Source organism: Streptomyces sp. NPDC000404, from assembly GCF_040300365.1.
Lineage (GTDB): Bacteria > Actinomycetota > Actinomycetes > Streptomycetales > Streptomycetaceae > Streptomyces > Streptomyces ramulosus.
This window is the reverse complement of the sequence record NZ_JBEPDN010000001.1, coordinates 142,180-161,136: the sequence shown is the minus strand read 5'-3', so window position 1 is coordinate 161,136 and position 18,957 is coordinate 142,180. Positions and strand designations below refer to the sequence as shown.

Here is an 18,957-nt window from a genome sequence, read left to right as displayed (position 1 = left end):
GGGCGCGCGCGGGGACGCCGCGTGGAAGCGGATTGGAGAAGCTGCAGCTCAGGCGTGATTGTCAGTGGTGTCTGGTTTCATCGGCGGTGGATCGATCGCATCGATCCGCGGAGGGAGAGCGCTCGCGTCGGAGGGGCGGGGAGCGGAAACGGAGCGAGGGAGGAGGGGCAGTGCGGACGACCGTAGACTCGCAGGCTGGGGCCGTGCGGCGGAGGGGAGCCGCCGCACCGGCGAAGCATGTGACAGTGAGTGATCAGTGGGGAGAGGTGGGCATGGCGGCGGGCGGTGAGCGGGCAGGGCGTGCCGGTTCGGCCGTCGGTGCCTCGCCGAGTGCGCCTTCTGCTGCCGGGGTAGCGAAGCGCAGAGAGCTGGCGACGTGCGCTGCGATCTTCCTGCCCGGCTCGCCACCGCGGGCCGGAACCGTCGCGTTCTGGCGGCCGGACGGAGGCGCGTTGCCACGCCGGGAGGCCGACGGGCGCGGCGGCGGAGAACGACGGGCCGGGGCGGCGCCCGGCGACGATCCGTCCGACGGCACCGGAGAGCTGACCGTCGCCCGACGCCACGGCAACGGCGCACGGAGCCGCACGGTGCCCGCCGTACTCCTGCCGATCGCTGACGCGCTTCCCCTGCTGCTCGATGCCCGGGACGATCCCGGGGCGCATCCGGCGGCCGCCTGTTGGGGCGCGGCCGCCCGCCATGCGCTGCACCTCGTGGCGCGCGGACGGCTGCTGCCCGGCCTCACCGAACACGACGTCGATGCCTGGCGCGCGGGGCCGCTCGATCCGGACGACGCCGCTCACCTCGCCGCCATCGCCGCCGCCATGCCCGGCGAGGCATACGCGACGCCCCTGCCAGGCACCCGCCCTCTGCAGCTGCCCGATCCGGTCACGCTGGTCCGGCTCTTCGCCGACGCCGTCGCCGACACACTGCCCCGCACACCGGGCGCCGCGCTCCTCGCCGGGCCCGCCTACACGGCCCAGAAGCCGCAGGCGATCCCCGGCGCGCGGGAATGGGCGGCCGAAACCGCGGCCGGCGCGGACGCCGGAGTACGTCTCTCCCTCCGGCTGGACCTCGCCCCCCACCGGCTCTTCGACAGCCCGGACACACCGCCGTCCGCAGATGGACACGACACAGCGGGCTCGGCGCCCGAGCGGAACGCCGGTGCGGCCATCCTCCAGGTCCACAGCCTCACCGACCCCACCCTGGTGGCCGACGCGGCAGACCTGTGGGACGGCACGGGCGCCGACCGCTTCGGCCCCCGCGCCCGCGTCGACGCTCTCCTCGCGCTCCGCCGGGCCGCACGGGTCTGGGATCCGCTCGGCCGGCTCCTCGACCGGCCGGTCCCCGACGTCCTGCCGCTGGACGAAGATGAACTCACCGACCTGCTCGGCGCGGTGGCACCTCGGTTGAAAGCCGCCGGAGTGGCCGTCCACTGGCCCAGGGAGCTGGCCCGCGGTCTCACCGCCACCGCCGTCCTGCGCCCCGCCCCCGGCACCGCCGCCGACGGATTCGGCTTCTTCGACACCGACCAACTCCTGCAATTCCGCTGGCAGCTGGCCATGGACGGGGCGCCGCTCAGCGAGGCGGAGATGGACGAACTCGCCGAGGCCCACCGCCCCATGGTCAGACTGCGCGACCGATGGGTCCTGGTCGACCCCGCCCTCGTCCGTAAGGCCCGCAAGCGGGAGCTCGGCCTTCTGAAGCCGGCCGACGCCCTCGCCGCCACCCTCAACGGCACCACAAACATCGACGGCGAAGAGGTGGAGGTCGTCCCCCTGGGGGCGCTCGCCGCACTGCGCGACCGCCTCACCGACCCCACCCGCCACCTGCCGCAGCCACCCGCACTCCGCGCCACCCTCCGCGACTACCAGCTCCGCGGCATGACCTGGCTCGACACCATGGCCTCCCTCGGCCTCGGCGGCTGCCTCGCCGACGACATGGGCCTGGGGAAGACCGTCACCGTCATCGCCCTCCACCTCCACCGGCGCCCCACCGACCCGGTGCTCGTCGTCTGCCCCGCCTCCCTCCTGGGCAACTGGCAACGCGAGATCGAACGCTTCGCCCCCGGCACCCCCGTACGCCGCTTCCACGGAGCGGGCCGCAGCCTCGACGGGGCGGACAGCGGATTCGTCCTCACCACCTACGGGACGATGCGGAGCAGCGCCACCCAACTGGCCGACCACCCCTGGGCCTGGGTCGTCGCCGACGAGGCCCAGCACGTCAAGAACCCCGGTTCCGGCACGGCCAGAGCGCTGCGCGGCATCAAGGCACCCGCCCGCATCGCCCTCACCGGCACCCCCGTCGAGAACAACCTCTCCGAACTCTGGGCCCTCCTCGACTGGACCACCCCCGGACTCCTCGGCCCCCTGAAGACGTTCCGCGCCCTGCACGCCAGAGACGTCGAGGGCGGCGAAGTCCCCGGGGCAGCGGAGCGCCTCGCACGGATGGTGCGGCCGTTCATCCTGCGCCGCAGAAAATCCGACCCCGGCATCGCCCCGGAACTCCCGCCCAAGACCGAGACGGACCACCCGGTGGCGCTCGGCCGCGAACAGGCCGCCCTCTACCGGGCGGTCGTCCGGGAAACCCTCGCCGCCATCGAGGGCGCAGAGGGCATCGCCCGCCGCGGCCTGATCATGAAGCTGCTCACCGCCCTCAAGCAGATCTGCAACCACCCCGCCCAGTACCTCAAGGAGGCCGCACCGGGGCTCGTCGCCCGCTCCGGCAAGCTCGAACTCCTCGACGAACTGCTCGCCACCATCCTCGCCGAGGGCGGCGCCACCCTCATCTTCACGCAGTACGTCGAGATGGCCCGGCTGCTCGAACACCACCTCCGTACCCGGGGCATCCCGAACCAACTGCTGCACGGAGGCACCCCCGTCGCCCGGCGCCAGGAGATGGTCGACCGCTTCCAGTCCGGCGACGTCCCGGTCTTCCTGCTCTCCCTCAAGGCCGCGGGCACCGGGCTCAACCTCACCCGAGCCGGTCATGTGATCCACTACGACCGCTGGTGGAACCCGGCGGTCGAGGAGCAGGCCACCGACCGCGCCTACCGCATCGGCCAGACCCAGCCGGTCCAGGTGCACCGCCTCATCACCGAGGGCACCGTCGAGGACAACATCGCGGACCTCCTCACCGCCAAGAGAGCCCTCGCCGACTCGGTGCTCTCCACCGGGGAGACCGCACTCACCGAACTGTCCGACGCCGACCTCGCCGACCTCGTCTCGCTCCGGAGGCCCGCATGAGCCCCCGCCCCGCCTCCGGATACCCCGACCCGTTCGCCGCAGGTCCCCGCCGTCGCCCGCCGGGCCGGCAGGGAGCCCCGGGTATCGCGCCGTTCCGCGGCCGGCACGCCGACGCCGGGCGCAGAGCAGCCGCGGACCGCCTCACCCGCGCCGACCGCTCCCGCACCTTCCCGCCGCTGCCACCGCACACCACGGGCGAGACCTTCGCCACCACCTGGTGGGGCCGCGCCTGGCTCGACGCCCTCGAAACCACCGCCCTGGACCCCGCGCGGCTGGCCCGCGGCCGCACCTATGCCCGCGACGGCCACGTCGACACCGTCAACATCACCCCCGGGCGCATCCTCGCCACCGTCCGCGGCAGCCGACCCCGCCCCTACAGCGCCGAGATCCGCCTCCGCACCCTCCCGGACGAGGAGTGGGACACGCTCCTGGAGACCGTCGCCGCCCAACCGGACCAACTGGCCGCGCTCCTGGCCAAGAAGCTCCCCGAAACCCTCGCGGACGGCGCCGTTCCGCTGCTGCCGGGGCCCGGAGACCTCACGCCCCGCTGCTCCTGCCCCGACCACGGTCGCCCCTGCAAACACGCCGCCGCCCTCTGCTGCCATGTGGCCCGCCTCCTGGACGCGGACCCCTTCGTCCTCCTGCTCATGCGCGGCCGGGGCGAACGCGAACTCCTCGACGAACTCACCCGCCGCAGCGCCGTCCACACCGTCCGCGAGACCCACCCGGCCCCCGAGAACCACGAGGCCCACCGCGCCGATGCGCACCGGGAAACCGCTGAACCTCACCCCACGCGCCGCTCCCGCCCGATACCGCAGTCCCCGACCGGCCCCGGCACCTCCGGCGCGGCCGACCCCACCACCTCTACGCCGCGGCCTGCCCCGCGCCGAACGCCGCCGGACAACTCCGTCCCGGCAACAGCGGAGGCCGAGGCCTCACCCGCTCACGCGCTCCATTCCGGCCACCACCAGGACCCCGCATCCCGATCCGCGCACAGCCGGCGCGGGGTGCTCGCCCGCGAGGCCCTCGCCGACCGCCCTCGCCCACCGCTCCCACCACCCTTGCCGCTCCCCGACGCACCGGGATCCGCCCCGGCGCTCCCCGACGGCGCCGGCCTCCCCTTCGACCCCGCCGCCCTCGAATTCCTCGCCACCGACACCGCCGCCCGGGCCCACGCCCGCCTGACCGCCCTCGCGCAACCCACCGCCTGGCGCCGTACGGAGTCCGACCCAACCGCCGCACTCACCCCCTGGCAGGACGCCCTCCGCCTCGCGGCCACCGCACACCCCACCGCCGGGCTCACCTCCGCCACCCGCGCCCTCTTCCGCGACCTCGCCGCTGCCACCGGCCGCAGCACCGAGGACGTCGCCCGCTCCGTCGCCGCATGGCGCCAAGGAGGACGCGAAGGGCTGGCCCTCCTCGAAGCACCCTGGGACCCACCCGCCGGCGACTTCGACCGTGCCCGCAGCGCCCTGCTCGCCGCCGGCCACCCGCCGCTGCGCCCCGAACACAACCGCCTCACCGACGCCGCCCGCCGCCACCAGCTCCGTTTCGGCCACGACGGCCGCTGGTACCCCTACGAATCCGACCCAGGAGCCGAGGTCTGGTGGCCCACCGGCCCCGCCGACCCCGACCCTCTGACCGCCCTCCGCAACCTCCTCACGCGATGACTAACCTCCATACGGTGGAAGGACTCGACGCACTCACCCGCTCTCTCGCCCAGCGCACCCCCGAGCAGCTCGCCGCGCTCCTCACCCGGCACGCGGCCCCGCTCTCCCTGCGCCCCGCCGCCACCGGGCTACGGGACCTCGCCACCGCGCTGTGGTCGTACGAAACCCTCCACCTCCTGGTACTGCACCTCGACCACCCACAGCTCCAGGTCCTCGCCGCCACCGCCCGCATCAGCCAGGACCGCGCCCGCCAGGACGCCCCGGCCCCCGCCGCACCGTCATCAGGCGCCGACTACCAGTCCCTCATGGCACACCGGCTCTCCTTCGCCCGGCTGGCCAGCGCACCCGTCCCGCCCGACGTCACCTGCGCCGAACTCGGAGCCACCGCCGGCACCGCCCGCGCCACGGCCGAAGCCGCCCTGCGCTCCCTCTGTGACGACGGAATCGCCGCCCGCACCGAGGACGGCCACATCGTCGTCCCTCCCCGGACCGCACAACTCCTGGCAGCCGCACCCCTCGGACCGTTCACCGCCGAGCCTCCCCGCCCCACCCCGCACCCCGCCCGCCCCGGTACCGGCCCCCTCACCCCCACCTCCCTCCGCGACGAATCGGCCGCCGCGGCAGCCACCCTCGCCACCACCGCCGAACGGCTGCTTGCCGCGCTCGCCACCCAACCCGCCGCGCTCCGTAAATCCGGCGGCCTGACCGTCCGCGAGACCAAACGCCTCGCCAAGACCGCCGGAGCCACCGAGGCACACACCCGTCTCCTCCTCGACCTCGCCCTCGCCGCCGACCTGATCGCCCTGACCCGCACCCCCTCCGGTATCACCGCCCTCCCCACCGCCGCCTACGACGACTGGCTCACCCGCACCCCCGGCGAGCGCCTCGCCCCGCTGCTCACCGCCTGGTCGTCCCTGTGGGGCCTCCCCACCCACACCCCGTACGGCGAAACCCCGACCGCCCTGGTCCGCGGCCACGACCGGCACGCCCCCGCCCTCCGGTACGCGCTGCTGGCCGCGCTCGCCGCCGTCCCGCTCGGCAGCGGAGCCCCCCTCCCACCGCTGCCGGACACCTCGCAGACGGACGCCGACACCACCCCGCTGCGGGAACTCCTTGACGCCGCCCGATGGCACCGCCCCCTCGCCTTCGACGCCCAGCCGCAGATCGAGGACCGCGCCGTCCACACCCTTCACGAAGCCGCCTACCTGGGGCTCGTCGCCCACGGCACGCTCACCCCGCTCGGCGAAGCCCTCCTCGCCGGCCCCCGGCACCTCGACGCGGCACTCCACGACCTGCTGCCGGCCCCCCTCGACCACGCCCACTTCCAGGCCGACCTGACCGCCGTGGTCCCTGGCCGCCCCACCACCACCCTCACCGACCTGCTCGCCGCCACCGCCGACCGTGAATCCGAGGGCCACGCCGTCACCTGGCGCTTCACCCCCGCATCCGTACGCCGCGCCCTCGACGGCGGCCACCGCCCCGCCGACCTCATCGCCGCCCTCACCGCGGCATCGGCCGACAGCCGGCTTCCTCAACCCCTCACCTACCTCATCGAGGACACCGCGCGCGCCCATGGCCGGATGCGGGTGGTCCCCGCGGCCTGCTGCCTCCGCTCCGACGACGAGACCCTCATCGCCGAACTCGCCGCCCACCGCGCCCTGCACCACCTGGGGCTCCGCGCCATCGCCCCCACCGTGCTCGTCAGCAGCCGCCCGCCCGCCGACACCCTCGAAGCCCTCCGCGCGGCCGGTTACGCCCCGGCCCTCGAATCCGACACCGGCGTCACCGAGGTGGAGCGCCTCCCCACCCACCGCACCCGCACTCCCGTCCCCGCCCGCAACCCCGACGCCACGCTGGCCCTCGCCCGCCGTCTTCTCGGGACGCCCGACCCCGCCACCGAGGGTTGTCCACAGCCCTGACGAGCCGCTGCTTGCGTCAAGTAGCGTTTCACCGTACGGAGTCGAGCACGGCACAACGGGGAGGATGAGGCCGGAATGGGGACACACGGCGTGAGCGGCGGAAACGTGTCGAACGGCGTCTCGGGCAACGTCCAGGGCACGGTGATCCAGGCCGGAGTGATCGAGGGCATCTGGCAGGCCCCGCCACCCCCGAGAGCCCCCACCCCGCGCCAGGTCCCACCGGAGCTCGCCCAGTTCGTGGACCGCGAGCCGGTGCTGGAGGCCATCGACAGCTGGACCGGTGACCTCCACGGGGCGCCACGCGTCGCCGTCCTGAGCGGTATGGCCGGAGTCGGAAAGAGCACCACCGCACGCCGATGGGCACACCGCGACGAAACCCGCTTCCCCGGCGGCGCCTTCTACGTCGACTTCGCCGAGCTGCGAAGAGAAGCCGGAGGAGACATCTCGGCGGGGGTGAGCCAGTGCCTGCGGGCCCTCGGCGTGGAGGACCAGTACCTGCCACGCTCCCTGGGCGAGCTGTCCGCCATGTTCCGCAGCCGCACCGCCGGTGAACGCGTGCTGCTGGTGCTCGACGACGTGACCGAGCCCGCCCAGGTCCGTGCCCTGATTCCGGGCGCCCCCGGCAGCGTGGTGCTCGCGACGAGCCAAGGGCGGCTCGGCGAGCTGATGATGGACGGAGCCCAGCTGATGCCCCTGGAACCGCTGACCCCGCACCACGGCCTCCAACTGCTACGACGCCTGTGCGGAGAGGCCCGCATCGCCCCGGACGACGAGGACGCCCGGCGCATCGTGGAGTACTGCGGCGGCCTCCCCGTGGCCCTCCACGTCGCTGCCGCCCGGCTCGCGACCCACCCCCGGCTGACCACCACGGCCCTCGCCACCGAACTCGCCGACGAACACCGCCGCCTGCAGGCCCTGCGCATCGGTAAGGAACGCACCGTCTCCGCCGTCTTCTCCATCGCCTACGACGGCCTTCCCACGGAAGAAGCCCGGCTCTACCGGCTCCTGGGCCTGCACCCGGGCCGCAGCTGGGACGCCACCTCCGCCGCCGCACTCACCGGAACGACACCCGCCGAGGCCCAGGAACATCTCGACAGCCTGGAGCACGCGAGCCTGGTCACCGTCGCGCCCGATGGCCGCTACTCCTTCCACGACCTCGTCCGCCTCCACGCCCGCGAGCAGACCACCCACACCGACCCCGGCGCCGAACGCACGGAGGCGGTGCGGCGGGTGGTGGACCACCTCCTGGCCCGCGCCGCGCAGGCCGACCTTTCCGTGATGGCCACGAGGATGCGCATCGGGACGTACGTCGAGCGGCTGGACGGCACCGAGGGCGCCCCGCCCTTCGAGGACCGGCAGCAGGCCCTGGACTGGCTGGATGCCTGGCGCAGCGACCTTCTCGCCGCTCAGCGCACCGCCGCGGACCACGGCTGGCACCGGCCGGTCTGGGAACTCGCAGAGGCTCTCACCGCGCTCTACCTCAACAGGCGTTACCTCCACGACTGGGTCCGGTCCGGAGAACTGGGCGCCGCCCACGCCGCCGCCGACGGCAATCCGGCCGCCGAGGCCCGGCTGCGCGCCCTCCTGTCCCGCCCGCTGATGGACCGCGACGAACCGGAGCGCGCCCGTGGTGAGCTGGAGACCGCCATCGCCAAGGCCGACGCATCGGGCCACACCCTGCTCCGGGCCTCCGTCCGGGAGTTCTACGGCCGGTATTGGGACCGCTGCGATCCCGCCCGGGCCATCGCGACGTACGAGGAAGCGATGGTGTTCTACCGCGCCGCGGGAGACGCGCGGGGTATCGCCATCGGCCGCTACTTCATGGGGTGCGCCGAAGATGCCGCCGGCCGTACACAGCAGGCCCTCGGCACACTGCGGGACGCCTACGACCGGTTCATGACGCTGGACGACCGCAGGATGGGTGCCCGTGCCCTGGCGGCCATCGGCAGCGCCCAACACCGCCTCGGCCGGAGCGATGAGGCCGTTGCCGCGCTGGAGGAGGCGGTCGGCATGCTGCGGGAGCGAGGTGCCCTCCACTACGAGGCACCGGCCCGCGAGATGCTGGCCGCGATAGCCGAGGAGCGGGGCGACCGCGAGCTGTGGCGACGCCACCTGACCGCGGCACTCGCCATCTATGAAGCGGGCGGCGGGCCCCGCGCGGAAGAACTGCGCCGCCGCCTGGCCCACACCGAGGAGGAATCCGAGGAGCCGCCCCAGGGCTGACAGCACCTCTTCGGCCTCGTCGGCCACGAGGCCGTGGCGGCACGGCGCGGTTGTGCTCAGGGCCGGTCTGCGAACTCCCCGGTGATCGGCGCCTCCTGGCGGGCACCGAGTAGCGCGGCGGAGTCCGGGGCCGCCGTACCACCGCCCCGCTGGACGACGTGGAGTTCGGCGTCCCCGGCGAGATCGCCGATCGTGAAGGCGACGGTTTCCGGGGGACGCCCTGCGCGCAGCAACGCGTAGACGAGCGCTGCCGCGATCTCCGCGCCGGGGCGGTCGTCCGAGAGCGCTACCGCGACGGTCCGGCCGTCGCGGAGCCCCACCCGGCAACCCGCACCGGCGACGGCTGCCGAGGCGAGCAGACAGCCCGGGTAGCGGGAGAACACGTCCGTGATCCACCGGTCGGCGACGGCAACGGACCCGGCAGTGGCATCCCGGACCAGCACGGACGCGTTCTCCGTCAACTCACGGTCCCGCTCCAGATCGCTGCAGGACAGATGGCGGTACGTGTCGGCAGAGGACGACGGTCCCGCGGAAGGAGAACCGTCTTCGGCCCCGGGCGTGATCTCCGGGTCTCCCACGTCCGCGAAGTGACCCACCGCGGCGGGCGTCCGGCTGATGGCGACCCGCGGGCCGACGGGAGTGTCACGGACCTCGGTCGTCACGTGCACCGCGGTGATGTCCGGGAACGGGTCCGCCGGGCGCGGGTCCGCGGGGGCGGCACGCGGCAGGGGAGCGGGGCGTTCGGGAAGGGCGAGGCGGAGGAGGCCGTAGATCGCGGTGCGCAGTCGGTGCAGCGCGTGGCCCGGACGGATGAGGGCCTTCGCCCCGAGCCGGCTGAGGGAGTCGCTGTCGGCCGGTCCGGGGACGTTGCCGGTGGCCAGGGCGCGTTCGATCTGCGGACGGAGCGGAGCACCAGGGGCGAGGCGTGGCACCTGCCTGCCGAGTTCCGCCATGGGTGTGCCGGGCACCGCCTCTTCCTCGCTGAATGCGCCGAGCAGCAACGGCTTGCCCAGCGCGGCGCCGTAGAACGTCACTGAACCGTGGTCGCCGATCAGCAGGTCGCCGGCGATCAGCGTGGCCTGCCAGCCGTCCGTCGGCGGGATGCGCAACAGGCCCGCGCCCAGAGGGGAGGCGAGCAGGGAGCGGAGCTGGTAGACGCCGTGCGCGGAAACGATGTTGGGGTGGGTCACCAGCGCCACCGCGTAATCGTCCATCGGCAGCTCGGCGAGCAGCCGGGCGGGGAGCGTAGGGTTCTGCCCCAGAAGCGACCGGTCACGCCAGGTCGAGCTGAGCACGATCAGGCGGCGGTTTCCGGTGATCCCGAGGGCCTCGCGGTATGCGGCGCGCAGATCCACGCCGTTGACCAGTGTGTCGTGGCAGGGATCGCCGATGAGCAGCGTCCGGCCCTTGGTCAAGGGGTGAGCGGCGGCCAACTGCTCGGCCTGGTCGGGGTGGGAAACGGCGAGCCAGGCCCGGCCGCTGCGCAGCAACGCGTCAGGGACGACACCGGCCAGACGGTCCTGGTCACTCCGGGAATCCGGTACGACCTTGTGGAATCCGACGCCGTGCGGCAGCACGAGGACGGGAGCGGTGTGGCCCCCGACGGCGAGATCGGCGTTCTCGGTGGCCGTGATGACCAGATCGGGGGAGAGATACCGGTACTGGTGCCAGGGCAGCACCCGGGCGCCCACGGACCGGATCAGGTCGTGGACCCCGTCGTTGAAGGCGGAGCTGGGGTCGAAGGCGAAGACCAGATCGACACGGGACTCGTCACGGAAGACCGGCCCCAGGATGTCGAGCACCCGGACGGTGGAGGTGACGGTCCGGGCGATGACGACGACGGTGCGCTCCGTGGGGAGCGTCCGCCAGCGCTCGGGATCCGCGCCGACCGGCACCCGCAGCGGAGGTATCAGACCATGACTGGTGTCGAGCATGTCTCCGCACCGGCAGCCGCACGTCTCGCGGGTTCGCGGGTTCGCGGGTTCGCGGGTTCGCGGGTTCGCGGGTTCGCGGGTTCGCGGCCAGCCTGTCATTAGCGCCTTCCACCGGTCCCCGCAACCCCTGTCCGTTCCTTGACGCTTCCGTGAATCCACCACCGTAAGGCAGTGGCTTAGGCATCGTCGGGGCAGGTCCGTTCCCCTCCCGTGCCGGGCCACGCCAACGGGAACGGACCGGAAGACAGGCGGAACCGCGGGCGGGGGCCGGGGCGAGGCGGAAGGAAGACAGGAAGGCGCCCGTCCCTCACCGCTCCGCCGCGGGCTCGCCTCCCGGCCCCGAAGACGATCGCGGGGGCCGCTGCTGAGGCGGGCCCGGCGGAAGGGGCGGATTTCCGTCCGCCGACGACGGCGCCTCGCCGTCCGTGGTGCGCGGCCCGCCCGGGAGCGGATCGGTAGGGGAGACCGAACGGCCCGGTGGCAGAGCCGTTGACGGGAGGGACGACGAAGGCGGCGGCGTGATCAGCGGTCGGGGGGAGACGACGGGCAACCGGCCTCCGGACAGCGGAGAACGCCCCGGGCGGGTGCCGAGCGTGGCCGGAGGCGTGAGTTCCGGGCGGCCGTCGCGTGCTGAGGGGCGGTTCGTGGCCGAACGGAGCAGGCGGTGCACCGAGCCCCGGGTGAGGCGGGCGACGGCCGAGGAGCGCGGCCCCGCGGTACCGGGCCGGCGCACGTCCTGGCCGGTGGCGAGCGCCCACGGCGTGTGGACGAGACGGCCGACGGTCCGCTGCAGGCCCCGGGCCAGCGCCGGATCGTCCAGACCGTGGCGGTGCAGCCCGTCGCGCAACGCCACCGCGGCGCGCGCGGTGACCGACAGCCCCTGGTCATGCGTGGACGGGAACACGGCCGCGGCATCGCCCAGGACGACGAACCCCGTGGGCCAGGACTCCAGCTCCTCGTACCGGAGCCGGTGGCCGGTCGCCTGTGGTGAGACCCGCACCTCGCTCAACGGCTCGGCACCGGCGATCAGTTCCCCGATGGAACCGTCGCCCACCTCACGGGCGAAGGGAACGAACCGGTCGGCGGTGTGCGACGGCTCCTCGCCCGGCGCGCCCGCGAGCGTCACCAGCCAGCAGCCGTCCTCGATCGGAACCAGGGTTGCGTACCGGCCGAGCGCACTTCCGCCGGCGTCGTGGCCCGTGCTGAGCGCGGCGGTGTCGCTGCCGGAGGGGGCGCGGAAGACGCGGGTGGCGCAGGTGAACCCGGCGTCCACGACCAGCCGCTGGGCCTCCGGCAGCCCCAGGGCGACCAGGTGCTCCGCGGTCAGGGAACGCCGCCCCGTGGCATCCACCACCAGATCCGCATCGAGCCGCCGGGCTCTGCCGCTGAGCGTCTCCCGGATCCGTACGCCCGTGACGTCCTCCGGCGTGCCCGTCAGCCCCTCGGCCTCGGTCCCGTCGAGGAGGGTCACGCCGGGCAGGGTGAGCACCTGCTCGCGGATCACTCGTTCCAGCAGGTCGTGGGAGGAGGACAGGAGGCTGCCGGGTGGTGTCCGGCGCCGGATCCGGCTCGCCGCGGGGGCGAGGTCCGCGGCCGGCGGCAACCTGCGGGCGCCGACCTCCAGCAGCCGCCCGGTCACGCCGGGCAGCAACTCCTCGATCGTGTCGGCAACTGCGGTGGTGAGCAGCGAGGCCTGCCGCGGGTGAGGGAGCGCACGCCGCGACGCCGGTCCCCGGGACACGGTCTCCTCCTCGACCACCACCACATCGGCGTGCCCGGACAGCGCCGCCGCCGCGAGCATGCCCGCGACGCCGCCGCCCATCACCACGGCGAGATACGGGTGGGTGAAGTGGAGCCCGCCGCTCATGCCGTTCGGCGTGTTCATGGGCAGCCTCTTTCTCCACAGGTGCGCGCGATGGCCGGGCGGGCGAGGGGCGCCGGAAGGAACGGTGGCACCGCCGCCGGGCGCGTCCGTCGTCGTGCGGCGGCCAGCACGGCGCCGGAGACGGCCGTGAAGGAGGCCGACACCGACGGGAGGGCGGACAACCTCGCGCGCACGCGGCGGACCTGCGCCGCCAGGGGTAACTCCGGTTGCTGAACGTCCTGACACCGCGGCGCGAACGCCGGTACACCGACGGATTTCCGCATCATGACTCCCCCTCAGCCCGTGCACACCCCGCAACCCGCCCGGCGGTGCGCCCCGTCGTCCACCCGTCGCGCACCCGGTGGGCGGACACCGCCCCGTGGCGGAGTGCGCGCAACCCAGGGGAGCGCGGCCGTCCCGGCCTGGCGACGGCGGACACGACTCCGGATCGTAGGCCGCGGAGATCACATGCGATACCCACAAGTATCCGAGGGGCGGGCGGGAGCCACACCGCGGATACCGGCGCGTAGATCTGATGCAAAACGACGTAATGGGCAGAAAGCGTATGGGTAGTTTCTCGCGTGGAGAGATACCGCGGCATTCTTTCTCGTCTGCCGCGGCACAACGGGCCGGTAATCCCACCGGGGTTGGCGCGAAATGGTCGGACGGCCGCCCGAACACAGGCGGCGTGCCTACCCTGTCCGGGCACAGCACCGAGACCCTTGAGGGAGAGTCGTGCACGCGATCGTGATGCGGGAATTCGGCGGCCCCGAGGTGCTGCGGACCGAGGACGTCCCCGAACCCGAACCCCGTGCCGGGCATCTGGCGGTCGAGGTGAGCCTCGCCGGCATCAACTACGCGGACATGCACGTCCGGGGCAACACCTACCTGGCGCCGGTCGACCTGCCGTACATCCCCGGCAACGAGGTGATGGGGACGACGGACGACGGACGCCGGGTCGTCGGGCTGTCCCGGGGCGGCGGCTACGCCGAACGCGCACTGCTGCACCGCCGCGTCACCTGGGACGTCCCCGACACCATCGGCGACGAACAGGCCGTCGCCCTCGCGCTCCAGGGCAACAGCGCCTGGCACCTGCTCTTCACCACGCTGTGTGTCACCGCCGGGGAGACGCTGGTGGTGCCCGCCGCCGCGGGCGGGGTCGGCTCGCTGGCCGTCCAGCTCGCCGCGCACGCCGGGGTCAAGGTCATCGCCCTCGCCGGCAGCGAGGAGAAGCGGAAGCTCGCCGTGGAGCTCGGCGCCCACGCGGCCGTCGACTCCACCGCCGACGACCTGACCGAACGGATCCTGGACGCCGCCGGCGGGCCCGTTCGCGCGGCCCTGGAGATGACCGGCGGCGACACCTTCCACCGCACTCTCGACGCCGTTGCCCCGCGCGGCCGCCTCGCGGTCTACGGCTACGCGAGCGGAGAGATGGCGCAGGTGCCCACCCGCCTCCTGATGGAGCGGTCCCTGACCGTCTCCGGCTTCTGGCTGCCGCAGCTCTACGGCGACCGCAACGCCCTGCCCACCTCGATGCGGGCGCTGTTCGACGCGGTCGAGGCCGGCACCCTCACCCCGCTCACCGGTGCCCGCTACCCGCTCGACCGGGCGGCGCAGGCCCACCGCGATCTGGCTGCCCGTACCCCCACCGGGAAGCTCACGCTCGACGTCAGGCGCCGCTCCACCGCGGCCGAGGACAGCACGATCTGAAACCGGCCCGGGCGGCCGCCACCGGCGGGCCCCGCGGCACCCGGCGCCGCCCGGCGCCGCGGACGGTACCGCCACCACCGTGCGCCTGCGGGCGCTGATCACTGCCAGGGGAGAGAGCACACGATGGGCAACCACCTCACCGCGCCCGACGCCGCCGGGGCGGCGACCACCGCCCTGCCCACGGGCAGGGCCCCGAAGGGCACTCCCGTCCGCAGGAGGCCCGTGTGCCGTCCGCGCGACACCGCACGGGCGACAGGATCCGGCCATGCGGAGCGGGTTTTCCTCGTCCAGGCCGCCTTCGCCGAGCTCGGCGGCTCCGCCCACGGGCCCGGCAAGATCGCGGAGTTCACCGGCCTGGACGACTCCGTCGTCTACCGCATCCTGCAGTCCGGCATCTACCAGCGGATCTTCGAGCGCGTCGACCGCGGCCTCTACCGGCTGCGCACCTCGACGGCCCAGCTCGCCTTCACCGCCCTCGATCATCGCCTCGACGGCGCCGCCGCACAGACGGTGCTGCGCGAACTGCGGATGGCCACCGACGGCGGCCTGGTGTTCCTCTACATGGTGGCGCCGTTCTCGGGGGCGCAGCGGCAGTGCGTCGACATGGCCGTCGGCGACTCCGACCTCGCCGAACTCGGCATGACGACCCGCGATGTGCTGTCCGTGACGCGCTCGCTGCGCACCGGTGCCTCCGGCCGGACGATCCTCGCGTACCTGCCGCAGAAGGTGCAGCAGCGGGTGCTGGCCGAGCCCGTGCCCGACCAGGCCGGACCCGGTGTCTACCGGGACAACGACGCGCTGAGCGCCTCCCTGGCCGAGGTCCGCGACGTCGGCCACGCCCTGGGCTACGAGGAGTGCATGGCCGGGTGGAACTCCTGTGCGGCGCCCATCATCTGGGACGGCGCCATCATGGGGTCGGTGCTGCTGCTCAAGCCAAAGCCGGTGATGCCGGAGGCGCCGGAGGCCTACATCGAGGCGACGAAGGAGGCGGCGGCCGAACTCAGCCGCCACGGCGCGGCCCGTCCTTCGGCCGACGAGGCCTGAGCCGCCGCCCGGCACCACCCCGGGAAGTCGCGGTGCCGGCCCGCCGCCCGGCGGGCCGGATGCCGTGACGCGGGAGCGCGGCGCGGCGTACGGTCGGACGGCCGCCGTGCCGACGGCGGCACCGGAACGGCAACGGGGACAAGGGGAACCGATGGACGCGGAGTTGACGGCACTCGCGACGGCCGGGGCGACGGCGCTCGTACAGCAGATGGCGACCGACGGCTGGACGCAGGTGCGGGGGCGGTTCGCCGCCTTCCTCGCCCGGCGTCGCGGCACGGATGACGAGGAGACGCTGCGGGGCGAACTCGATGCGTCGCGGGACGATCTGCTCACGGCCCGGCAGGACGGGGACGAGGAGTCGGCCGCCGATGTCCTCGCCGCCTGGCGGGGGCAGCTGCGCCGCCTGCTGCGCGAGGATCCGGACGCCGCCGGGGAGTTGGCCGCCCTGGAGGAGGAGTGGCGGCCCGCGCCGGAGGGGGTGTCGGTCCGCGATGTGCACAACTCCATGAGCGGCACCATGCAGCAGGGCGTCGTGATCCAGGCCGGGGTGATCTCCGAGCTCACCAGCGGGAACGGGCCCTCCCCGCGCTGATCCCCGGGAGGCCGCGCCCCGTCGACATGCACAATGGCGGGGTGCGGCTCCAACCGATCACCTGGGAACGACTGACCGATGCGCTCGCCGAGCGCATCGCCGCCACCCCGGCGCCGGACGGCGGCCCCTGGCTGCGGATCGCCGTCGACGGCGCGCCCGCCGCCGAGCCGGAACAGCTCGCCGGACGGCTGGCAGAGGCGCTGCGGCTGCGCGGCCGGGCGGCCCGGTGCGTCGACGCCCACGGTTTCCTCCGCCCCGCCTCGCTGCGGCTGGAGTACGGGCACACCGACCCGGACGCCTACCACGACGAGTGGTTCGACCGGCGTGCCCTGTGGCGGGAGGTGTTCCAGCCGCTGGACGCCGGCGATACCGGGCGGGTGCTGCCGGATCTGTGGGACCCGGTCGCCGACCGGGCCACCCGCAGCGACTACGTGGCACTGCCGCCGGGCGGGGTACTGCTGCTGCACGGGCCGCTGCTGCTCGGCCATTGGTTCCCCTTCGATCTCACGGTGCACCTGGAGCTGTCCGCCGCGGCCCTCGCCCGCCGTACCCCGCCGGGGGAGCGGTGGACGCTGCCGGCCTTCGCGCGCTACGAGGACGAGACCCGCCCGGCCGATGCCGCGGATGTCGTCGTACGGGCCGACGATGCGCGCCGGCCGGCCTGGAACGGACCGGTCTGAGCCGGGCGCCGCGGGGTGCTCCGTGCCGGGGCCCGGCTCAGACCAGCTGCCGGATCTCGCCCCGCACGCGGTAGAAGCCCCCCGACGCCGGCGCGAGGCCGTCGACGACGTAGCGCGCTCCGGGGCGGCGTATGTGACGGGGGAACTGCACGTTCCAGGACGGTTCGAAGCCGTCCGACACGACGTGCACCCGCAGCCGCCCGCTCTCCTGGACGCACTCCACGACGATGCCGGAGGCGGCGGTGGCCGTCACCGTCTGCACCGCGGCCGACGGGGTGTAGGTGGGCAGCGCGGCGGCCGACTTCACGTCCCGGGCGACCGGGACCGTACCGGCCCGGGCGGCCGCCACGGCGGCGTCGCTCGCGTCCACGCAGACCAGCGAACCGTCGGTGGTCACCATGTACAGCTTCTCGTCGAGGTACTGCATCGACAGGGCGGAGCCGCCGCCGGTGCCGAGCTTCCACAGCCGGGTGCCGTCGGCGGCGAAGCAGTACACCGAGGAGGCCGAGTCGCCCGCGAAGACGTAGCGGCCGCCCGGCGCCGTGGCGCAGGAGTAGACGACCGTGTCGCAGGCGTACGTCGCCTCGATCGAGCCGTCCTGCTTCGCCAGCCGCTGCACCACGCGACGGTCGGTGCCGGCGTAGACCGAGGCGTCCTCCTGCCAGCCGAAGAGCACCGCGCCCTGGGTGGGCGTGTGCCACAGCTCCCGGCTGCCGTCGGCGGCGTACGCGGTCACACCGCGGCTGTGGCCGTGGTGGACGGCGCGGTCGTCGCGGCGCACCATCCAGGCGGCGCTGCCGCTGCTGCGGCGCGACCACTGGTACTCGTCCTCGTGGTCGATGACCGTCAGACCGCCGTCGCGGTCCGCGACATGGAGGATGCCCTCGCGGATGTCCAGCCAGAAGATGTCGACGTCGGGGGCGATGTCGTACGCGGCGAACGGCAGCTTCGAGGAGAGGTCGTACACCGAGCCGTCGTCGCAGCCCGCGTAGATCCAGAAGTCGTCCGCCACCAGGCACTTGACGCCCGCCGGGAGCTGATAGCGGGCCAGCACCTCGCCGTCGTGGCCCAGGGTGTGGACGTCGCCGTTCTGATTGCCGACCCAGCAGCGGTCGGCGTCGACGTGGATGCCGAACGCGGCGGAGCCGGTGCGGAACCGCCACAGGACGGGGGCGACCACACGCGCCGTCGACGGCGCCGAGGTGACCTGGCGGCGCGTCACCGGCCGGGCCGCGCGCTGCCCCTGGACCGCCGGGGCGTACCCCTTGCGGACCTTTTCGCCGATCTTCTTGGCTGCCGCCGCCTGTGCCTTCTCCACCGTCGGGAACGTCGAGCGCTGCGACTGACCTGCCGCGCCGATCCGCCCGTAGCGGACCGCGACCTCCGTGCCGCTCACCGACACCTCGTAGAACTTGTGGGCTCCGCCGCCCTCCTGGGACAGCTCCAGATACGTCGTGGATGCAGACATGGCGATCCCCTCCCCGGGCGGTCCCGCTGACCTTCCCCGCTGCTGAAAACCGTACGGCCGACCACTGACAACGGGCCCTGGCCGCGGCCTGCGCACGGCCCCTGACGGGTGTTCACGGGGCTGCCGTTAGCGTGAGCCCGTGACGTTTTCGAACCATGCGACCGGCGACAGCCCGGCGCTCCCCGGCAGCCACGGCCCTCACGCGACGACGGACGCCCTGCCCGCCTCCGTCGGCGCCGTACGGATGTCGTACGCGCCCGACCCCGACCGCGACCCGGACCCGGGCGAGATCGTGTGGACCTGGGTGCCGTACGAGGAAGGAGACGGGCGGGGCAAGGACCGCCCGGTGCTGGTGGTCGCCCGGGAGGCGGCGGGCACGCTGCTCGCCGTGCGGCTGTCCAGCAAGCCGCACGACCAGGACCGGGAGTGGATAGCCATCGGCGCCGGGCCGTGGGACCGCGCGGGCCGCGACTCCTGGGTCGACCTGGACCGGGTCCTGCGGCTGCACCCCGAGGGGATGCGCCGGGAGGCGTGCGCCCTGGACCGGGGCCGCTTCGGTCTCGTCGCACGGCGGCTGCAGGAGCGCTACGGCTGGCGCTGAACCGTTCGGG

General features: G+C 74.0%; 12 protein-coding genes. 9 read left to right on the top strand and 3 right to left on the bottom strand.

The genetic code is table 11. The features are described from left to right. Window positions 1-272: 272 nt before the first annotated feature. The 4 genes from ABT345_RS00735 to ABT345_RS00720 all read left to right on the top strand — a co-directional run bounded on the left by ABT345_RS00735 (window position 273) and on the right by ABT345_RS00720 (window position 9,054). Window positions 273-3,242: an SCO1167/SCO6262 family helicase gene (locus ABT345_RS00735; protein WP_345085025.1), complete on the top strand. Its 2,970-nt coding sequence runs from the start codon at window positions 273-275 to the stop codon at window positions 3,240-3,242. Then, complete coding sequence (locus ABT345_RS00730) at window positions 3,239-4,912, top strand: hypothetical protein (RefSeq protein ID WP_345082990.1); 1,674 nt, start codon at window positions 3,239-3,241, stop codon at window positions 4,910-4,912. The genes ABT345_RS00735 and ABT345_RS00730 overlap by 4 nt, the downstream gene beginning before the upstream one ends. A gap of 14 nt (window positions 4,913-4,926) precedes the next feature. Then, complete coding sequence (locus ABT345_RS00725; protein WP_345082987.1) at window positions 4,927-6,831, top strand: helicase-associated domain-containing protein; 1,905 nt, start codon at window positions 4,927-4,929, stop codon at window positions 6,829-6,831. Between the two features lie 90 nt (window positions 6,832-6,921). After that, window positions 6,922-9,054: an ATP-binding protein gene (locus tag ABT345_RS00720; protein WP_345082984.1), complete on the top strand. Its 2,133-nt coding sequence runs from the start codon at window positions 6,922-6,924 to the stop codon at window positions 9,052-9,054. A gap of 56 nt (window positions 9,055-9,110) precedes the next feature. Here the strand turns inward: ABT345_RS00720 and ABT345_RS00715 are convergent, their stop codons facing one another. Together ABT345_RS00715 and ABT345_RS00710 are read right to left on the bottom strand one after the other, a co-directional pair. Beyond that, window positions 9,111-10,988, bottom strand: coding sequence for a CDP-glycerol glycerophosphotransferase family protein (locus ABT345_RS00715; protein ID WP_345082981.1), 1,878 nt, complete (start codon window positions 10,986-10,988; stop codon window positions 9,111-9,113). A 307-nt stretch (window positions 10,989-11,295) separates the two neighbouring features. Then, a complete protein-coding gene (locus ABT345_RS00710) occupies window positions 11,296-12,873 on the bottom strand; it encodes an FAD-dependent monooxygenase (RefSeq protein WP_345082978.1) in 1,578 nt (525 codons plus the stop codon). Between the two features lie 714 nt (window positions 12,874-13,587). On the opposite strand from ABT345_RS00710, the gene ABT345_RS00705 reads away from it, so the two are divergent. The 4 genes from ABT345_RS00705 to ABT345_RS00690 all read left to right on the top strand — a co-directional run bounded on the left by ABT345_RS00705 (window position 13,588) and on the right by ABT345_RS00690 (window position 16,878). Next, entirely contained in the window at window positions 13,588-14,562 is a 975-nt protein-coding gene (locus ABT345_RS00705) for a quinone oxidoreductase family protein (protein WP_345082975.1), read from the top strand. 123 nt (window positions 14,563-14,685) lie between these two features. Further along, window positions 14,686-15,606 (top strand): IclR family transcriptional regulator domain-containing protein, encoded by a 921-nt coding sequence (locus ABT345_RS00700; RefSeq protein WP_345082971.1) that lies wholly within the window; start codon window positions 14,686-14,688, stop codon window positions 15,604-15,606. A 151-nt stretch (window positions 15,607-15,757) separates the two neighbouring features. Continuing rightward, window positions 15,758-16,198, top strand: coding sequence for a hypothetical protein (locus ABT345_RS00695; protein WP_345082968.1), 441 nt, complete (start codon window positions 15,758-15,760; stop codon window positions 16,196-16,198). A gap of 41 nt (window positions 16,199-16,239) precedes the next feature. Continuing rightward, window positions 16,240-16,878, top strand: a complete 639-nt coding sequence (locus ABT345_RS00690; protein ID WP_345082965.1) for a nucleoside/nucleotide kinase family protein — start codon at window positions 16,240-16,242, stop codon at window positions 16,876-16,878. Between the two features lie 37 nt (window positions 16,879-16,915). Here ABT345_RS00690 and ABT345_RS00685 read toward each other — a convergent pair whose 3' ends face one another. Further along, window positions 16,916-18,346, bottom strand: a complete 1,431-nt coding sequence (locus ABT345_RS00685; RefSeq protein ID WP_345082962.1) for a WGR domain-containing protein — start codon at window positions 18,344-18,346, stop codon at window positions 16,916-16,918. A 139-nt stretch (window positions 18,347-18,485) separates the two neighbouring features. Between ABT345_RS00685 and ABT345_RS00680 the strand changes: the two genes are divergently transcribed. Beyond that, window positions 18,486-18,947 carry a type II toxin-antitoxin system PemK/MazF family toxin gene (locus ABT345_RS00680; RefSeq protein WP_345082959.1) on the top strand — a complete coding sequence of 154 codons (462 nt, stop codon included), beginning with the start codon at window positions 18,486-18,488 and terminating at the stop codon, window positions 18,945-18,947. Window positions 18,948-18,957 lie beyond the last annotated feature (10 nt).